Here is a 5,468-nt window from a genome sequence, read left to right as displayed (position 1 = left end):
CTTCCACCCCACCGGGCCTGCGCCCCGGACCCCCGCTCCTCAAACGCCGGAGGGGCTGAAACAAGCGGGCCCGCGCCCCGAAAGGGGCGCGGGGAACGGCGCGGTCTTTAGGGGCGCGGGGAACTGCGCGGTTTTTAGGGGCGCGGGGAACGGCGCGGTTTTTAGGGGCGCGGGGAACTGCGCGACCAGCCACACACAACCCGCGCGCCGCCCCCCGCAGAGCAAGTCCCCGTCCTACTCCCCGATCCCCGCCAGGTCCCGCAACCTTCGGCTCTGCGCGGAGCGCTCCGCCGCGCGTTGGTCGTCGTATGTGCGTTCCTGCGCTCCGCGCACCAGCGCCTTGGTCTCGATGACGGCGTCGCGGGGCGGGGCGAGCACCGCCGAGGCGAGGTCGCGTGCGGCGTCGTCGAGCTGGTCGGCGGGCACGGCGAGGTTGGCGAGGCCGGTCTGCACCGCTTCCTCCGCCTGTACGAAGCGCCCGGTCACGCAGATCTCGAGCGCGCGACCGTACCCGACGAGGCTCACCAGGGGGTGCGTGCCCGTGAGGTCGGGGACGATTCCGAGGCTCGTCTCGAGCATGGCGAACTGCACGTCGTCGGCGACGACGCGCAGATCACAGGCGAGCGCGAGCTGGAAGCCCGCACCGATGGCGTGTCCCTGCACGGCGGCGATGGACACGATGTCACTGCGCCGCCACCAGGTGAACGCCTCCTGGTACGCGGCGATGGTCGCGTCGAGCTCGGCGTCGTCGCGTCGCGCGAGATCGACGAACGTCGGCTCACCCTCGATTCCCTCGGGCGTGAACATCTGCCGGTCGAGCCCCGCCGAGAACGACTTGCCCTCGGCGCGCAGCACGACCACACGGACGGAGCCCGGCAGCGTCCGACCGACCTCGGCCAAGGCCCGCCACAGAGCGGGGCTCTGGGCGTTGCGCTTGGCCGGGTTGGTCAGCGTCACCGTGGCGAGCGCCTCATCGACGGTGAGGCGTACGCCGTCCTTGTCGAGTACGGGAGCGAGGTCCTTGTCGAGCGAAGCCATGGGCGCCTCCGGTGCGTGCGGTCGGTCGGGACGCCGTACGTCGTCGCACGACGGCGCCCACAAGTGACTGCACAGTAACCACCCGGCCGGTCAACCGATCGACCGGGTGGCCACCATCGAAGCCGATGAGCCGCCCGGCGTCAGGCCGTGGCCTTCTTGCCTCGTGTCGCCCCGCCGCGTCCTCGCAGCGTGACGCCCGACTCGCTGAGCATCCGGTGGACGAAGCCATACGAGCGGCCGGTTTCCTCGGCCAGCGCCCGAATGCTCGCACCGGAGTCGTACTTCTTCTTCAGGTCTGCCGCGAGCTTGTCGCGCGCGGCGCCGGTCACCCGGCTGCCCTTCTTCAGAGTCTCGGCCACCCGTGCCTCCTCATGGGAAGTGCGCTCTGGTCTCCTCATGATCACCCCTCCAGCGCGTGATGGCCACCCATTCGGCAAGGTCCGTGAGACAACCTTGTGACGACAGGAGCGCATCCCCACGAGCGGAATGCGGAATTCCGCGCAAGCGTGTCCGTACGTCCGAACGGGTTGTTCCACGAAGCGGCAGGTCAGCGGCGCGCGACGGCCGAGCCCTTGGCTCGGAAGGGCTCGGCCGCGAAATCGATGGAGAACACACCTGGGTACGAGGAGATCTCACACAGATGATGGATCACGGATCGGCCGAATGATCCATACGCAGTGGATCAGTCATTCGATCAAGCGGAAATGACCGCGCGCGTGACTCTCCGGTCACTACCGGTGGCTGTCGTGGGTCAGGCGAGGGCGACGAGATCGGCGTAGTCGGCGCCCCAAAGGTCCTCGATGCCGTCCGGCAGCAGGATGATCCGCTCCGGCTGCAGCGCCTCGACCGCGCCCTCGTCGTGGGTGACCAGGACGACCGCGCCCTTGTAGGTGCGCAGGGCGCCGAGGATCTCCTCACGGCTGGCCGGGTCGAGGTTGTTGGTCGGCTCGTCGAGGAGCAGGACGTTCGCGGCGGAGACGACCAGCGTGGCGAGTGCCAGGCGGGTCTTCTCGCCGCCGGAGAGCACAGCGGCGGGCTTGTCGACGTCGTCGCCGGAGAACAGGAACGAGCCGAGCACCTTGCGGACCTCGACGAGATCCATGTCGGGCGCGGCCGAGCGCATGTTCTCCAGCACCGTACGGTCCGGGTCGAGGGTCTCGTGCTCCTGCGCGTAGTAGCCGAGCTTGAGGCCGTGGCCCTCGATCACCTGGCCCGTGTCGGGCTTCTCGACGCCGCCCAGCAGCCGGAGCAGCGTGGTCTTGCCCGCGCCGTTGAGGCCGAGGATGACCACGCGTGAGCCCTTGTCGATGGCCAGGTCGACGTCGGTGAAGATCTCCAGCGAGCCGTACGACTTGGACAGGCCCTCGGCGGTGAGCGGGGTCTTGCCGCAGGGCGCGGGCTCGGGGAAGCGCAGCTTGGCGACCTTGTCGGACTGGCGCACCGCCTCCAGACCGGCCAGCAGCTTGTCCGCCCGGCGGGCCATGTTCTGCGCGGCGACCGTCTTGGTGGCCTTGGCGCGCATCTTGTCGGCCTGCGAGTTGAGCGCGGCGGCCTTCTTCTCGGCGTTGGCCCGCTCGCGCTTGCGGCGCTTCTCGTCGGCCTCGCGCTGCTGCTGGTAGAGCTTCCAGCCCATGTTGTAGATGTCGATCTGGGCGCGGTTGGCGTCCAGGTAGAACACCTTGTTGACGACCGTGTCGACCAGCTCCACGTCGTGGGAGATGACGATGAAGCCGCCGCGGTAGGTCTTGAGGTAGTCGCGCAGCCAGACGATCGAGTCGGCGTCGAGGTGGTTCGTCGGCTCGTCGAGCAGGAGCGTGTCCGCGTCGGAGAACAGGATGCGGGCCAGCTCGATACGGCGGCGCTGACCGCCGGAGAGCGTATGGAGCGGCTGGCCGAGCACCCGGTCGGGCAGGTTCAGCGCGGCGGCGATGGTGGCGGCCTCAGCCTCGGCGGCGTACCCGCCCTTGGTGAGGAACTCGGTCTCCTGGCGCTCGTACTGCTTGAGGGCCTTCTCGCGGGTGGTGCCCTGGCCGTTGGCGATGCGCTGCTCGTTCTCGCGCATCTTGCGGAGCAGGACGTCCAGGCCGCGCGCGGACAGGACGCGGTCGCGGGCGAGCACGTCCAGGTCGCCGGTGCGCGGGTCCTGCGGCAGGTAGCCGACCTCGCCCGAGCGGGTGACGGTGCCCGCGGCGGGGATGCCCTCGCCCGCCAGGACCTTGGTCAGGGTGGTCTTGCCGGCGCCGTTGCGGCCGACGAGGCCGATGCGGTCGCCCTTGCTGATACGGAAGGAAGCGGACTCGATGAGGACGCGGGCACCGGCACGCAGCTCGATACCGGAGGCGGAGATCACGGACAGACTCCAGGGCAGGGTCGTTGACGGCGGGGTGGGCGGCTGAGGGCGGTCACGCCGTCTAATGCGCGAGGAGAATGGCCATGGGGCCGATTCTAACGGGGCCGGCAAGCGGATTTCCGCCTCCACCGGACGGGCTCACGTGGTCTCGGTCACCGCGGCGACGGGGCCGGGTGACGGACGTCGCGGGTGGCGGGTGCGGAGCGTAGGCGGTCCGGCTCGCAAGGGCGTTGTCAGTGGCTGGTGCAAGACTGGGCAGCAGGCCGGATTTCCGACGAATCCCCGTCAGTTTCCAAGCGGGTTCCCGGCACCGAGACACAAGGAAGTGATCGGTATGGCAGGCACGAGCGGCGGGCGTCCGAGCGTCTACCCGACGCTGCTCTACGCGGACGCGAAGGCGGCGATCAAGCAGCTCACCGAGGCCTTCGGCTTCACCGCGCTGGCGGTGTACGAGGGCGAGGACGGCACGGTGCAGCACGCCGAGCTGGCGCAGGGCAACGGCGCGGTGATGCTCGGCTCCAAGGGCCGCGGCGGCGTCTTCGACGGCGCCATGAAGGACGCCGGCACCACAGGGGTGTACGTCGTGGTGGACGACGTCGACGCGCACCACCGGCGGGCCGTGGAGCACGGGATGGAGATCCTGATGCCCCCGACGGACCAGGACTACGGATCGCGGGACTACATGGCCCGGGACGCCGAGGGCAATGTGTGGAGCTTCGGCACATACGCCCCTGAAATAGGAAGCTAGCTCTGCCTGAGGGCTCTCCGAGAGCTCTCCCTTAAGGGGGTCAGCTCCCGCCGGTGTGGACCTGGAAGGCGGCGCGGCGTACGGCCTTGGCCAGGGCGGGGTCGGGGTGTGCGGCGGCGAGGGCGACCAGGACCTGCACGGTGCGGGGGTGGCCGACGGCCCGGACCTCGGCGAGGAGGGCGGGCACGGTGGCCTGGACCGCGGACTCCAGGTGCCGTACGAGCAGCGGGGCCTCACCGTGGTCGGCGACGGCCGCGGCCGTGTCCACCCAGAGCCAGGTGGCCTCGCCGCGGGTGAGCACCTCGTGGGCTTCCTCGGGGTCGGCCCCGTCGTGCTCGGCGAGCCACAGCAGGGCGTAGGGCCGCAGCGGGGTCTCGTCGACCACGGCGCGCACGTCGGGCTCGGCGGGGGCGCCGACGACACGGAGCGCCTCGAAGGCGAGGCCGCGCAGCAGGGCGTCCTCGCCCCGGGCGGCGTCGATGAGTTCGGTGACGGCGCTGCCGACGGGCCGGGCGGCGAGCCAGGCGCGGTACTCGGCACGGGCGGCGTTGGGCCGGAGCTGGGCGCAGCCGCGGAGCATGTCCTCGGCGGCGACCTCGATGTTCCCGGCGGGGCTCTGCGCGGCGACGCAGATCTGCTCCAGCTTCACCCACACCGCCCAACTGCCGAGCGGGGTGAGGGTGGCCTGTCCGTCGCCGTAGGTGAGGGCGCCGACGGACGCGAGCGCGTGCAGGGCCCAGTCGAGAAGGGGGGCGAGCGGGGTGTCGTCGGGGCCGGTCTCCGGCTCCTCGGGGTCCGCGGCGGGCTCGGTCCGCGGTCCGAAGGGGATTTCGCAGCGCTCGGTGCGCAGTTCGGTGACCCGCTGCTCCAGGAGGTCCAGGAGTTGCTCGACGGGTACGGGTCCGGCGGAGAGCTGGAGGAAGGAGAGGACCTGGGGCATCGCGGAGACGACCTCGGCGACGGCGGCAGGCTCGCGGTCCGCGGGTTCCGGGTGGGCGAGCGACCAGGCGTCGAAGAGGGCGACCCAGCCGCGCAGAACGGCGCTGTCGTCGCGGTTCCAGGCGCGCAGCCGCCAGCCGGGGCGGGCGGTGTCGCCGTGCACCTCGACGAGCCCGGCGAGACGTGCCGTGTCCCAGTCGTGGCGGACCTGATCCGGGGTCAGCCCCAGCTCGGCGGCGGCCCGTTCGGCGGTCGCGGTGGAGAGGGTGCCCTTGCCGTCGGAGCTCGCGCCCTCACGGCCGGGGCGGAGGGCGGGCTCGGCCCAGCGGGCGACGCGGGCGGCGTCCGCCAGGCCGGCGCGGGCCATGCGGGCGAGTTCCGCCGGTGGAGGGG

The 5,468-nt window shown here is 71.3% G+C and carries 5 protein-coding genes; 1 reads left to right on the top strand and 4 read right to left on the bottom strand.

Annotated features, from left to right (window positions below):
- Nucleotides 1-234 precede the first annotated feature (234 nt).
- The 3 genes from FNH08_RS43610 to FNH08_RS43600 all read right to left on the bottom strand — a co-directional run bounded on the left by FNH08_RS43610 (nucleotide 235) and on the right by FNH08_RS43600 (nucleotide 3,388).
- Nucleotides 235-1,038 (bottom strand): enoyl-CoA hydratase/isomerase family protein, encoded by an 804-nt coding sequence (locus tag FNH08_RS43610; RefSeq protein WP_152777048.1) that lies wholly within the window; start codon nucleotides 1,036-1,038, stop codon nucleotides 235-237.
- Nucleotides 1,039-1,178: 140 nt separating this feature from the next.
- Nucleotides 1,179-1,397, bottom strand: coding sequence for a helix-turn-helix domain-containing protein (locus tag FNH08_RS43605; protein WP_185035675.1), 219 nt, complete (start codon nucleotides 1,395-1,397; stop codon nucleotides 1,179-1,181).
- Nucleotides 1,398-1,789: 392 nt separating this feature from the next.
- A complete protein-coding gene (locus FNH08_RS43600; RefSeq protein WP_322726406.1) occupies nucleotides 1,790-3,388 on the bottom strand; it encodes an ABC-F family ATP-binding cassette domain-containing protein in 1,599 nt (532 codons plus the stop codon).
- A gap of 325 nt (nucleotides 3,389-3,713) precedes the next feature.
- On the opposite strand from FNH08_RS43600, the gene FNH08_RS43595 reads away from it, so the two are divergent.
- Nucleotides 3,714-4,136: a VOC family protein gene (locus FNH08_RS43595; protein ID WP_322726405.1), complete on the top strand. Its 423-nt coding sequence runs from the start codon at nucleotides 3,714-3,716 to the stop codon at nucleotides 4,134-4,136.
- 40 nt (nucleotides 4,137-4,176) lie between these two features.
- Here FNH08_RS43595 and FNH08_RS43590 read toward each other — a convergent pair whose 3' ends face one another.
- Complete coding sequence (locus FNH08_RS43590) at nucleotides 4,177-5,442, bottom strand: hypothetical protein (RefSeq protein ID WP_152777045.1); 1,266 nt, start codon at nucleotides 5,440-5,442, stop codon at nucleotides 4,177-4,179.
- Nucleotides 5,443-5,468: the final 26 nt, after the last annotated feature.

Source organism: Streptomyces spongiae (assembly GCF_009377185.1).
GTDB lineage: Bacteria > Actinomycetota > Actinomycetes > Streptomycetales > Streptomycetaceae > Streptomyces > Streptomyces spongiae.
The sequence above is the reverse complement of the archived record's forward strand: the minus strand, read 5'-3'. Positions and strand labels throughout refer to the sequence as shown.

Excerpts from the sequence above, each read along its gene's own strand:
- FNH08_RS43590 (WP_152777045.1), bottom strand. The coding sequence starts at position 5,442 with ATGGCCCGCGCCGGCCTGGCGGACGCCGCCCGCGTCGCCCGCTGGGCC.
- FNH08_RS43610 (WP_152777048.1), bottom strand. The coding sequence starts at position 1,038 with ATGGCTTCGCTCGACAAGGACCTCGCTCCCGTACTCGACAAGGACGGC.